Consider the following 791-nt stretch of genomic DNA (forward strand, 5'->3'; position numbering starts at 1 on the left):
AGAAAGATATTCCAGGCTACCGCTTCGTAGAGACGAAGAAACTTCCAAACGGCGACACAGAACACGTTTATGAGAAGGTTAAGATTTATGAGAAGGTTAAGACTAGTCACAAGGATAAGGAAGGCAATGAAATTCCAGGTTATCCAAGCGAAGACGGCGAACAACCGAAGAAGGATATTCCAGGTTACCGCTTCGTAGAGACTAAGAAACTTCCAAATGGCGACACAGAGCACGTTTATGAGAAGGTTAAGACCAGTCACAAGGATAAGGAAGGCAACGAAATTCCAGGACATCCAACCGAAGACGGTGAACAACCTAAGAAGGATATTCCAGGTTACCGCTTCGTAGAGACGAAGAAACTTCCAAACGGCGACACAGAACATGTTTATGAGAAGGTTAAGACNAGTCATAAGGATAAGGAAGGCAATGAAATTCCAGGNCANCCAACCGAAGACGGNNAACAACCNAAGAANGATATTCCAGGCTACCGCTTCGTAGAGACGAAGAAACTNCCAAACGGCGACACAGAACACGTTTATGAGAAGGTTAAGACTAGTCACAAGGATAAGGAAGGCAATGAAATTCCAGGTTATCCAAGCGAAGACGGCGAACAACCGAAGAAGGATATTCCAGGTTACCGCTTCGTAGAGACTAAGAAACTTCCAAATGGCGACACAGAGCACGTTTATGAGAAGGTTAAGACCAGTCACAAGGATAAGGAAGGCAACGAAATTCCAGGACATCCAACCGAAGACGGTGAACAACCTAAGAAGGATATTCCAGGTTACCGC

At 45.0% G+C, this 791-nt stretch carries 1 protein-coding gene; it reads left to right on the plus strand.

Going from position 1 to position 791, the window contains the following annotated elements:
* Positions 1-791 (plus strand): MucBP domain-containing protein (locus tag D8863_RS10505; RefSeq protein ID WP_369008064.1); only part of this gene is annotated, 791 nt, incomplete at both ends.

The sequence above is a fragment of the Streptococcus oralis genome, from assembly GCF_003943825.1.
Lineage (GTDB): Bacteria > Bacillota > Bacilli > Lactobacillales > Streptococcaceae > Streptococcus > Streptococcus oralis_CD.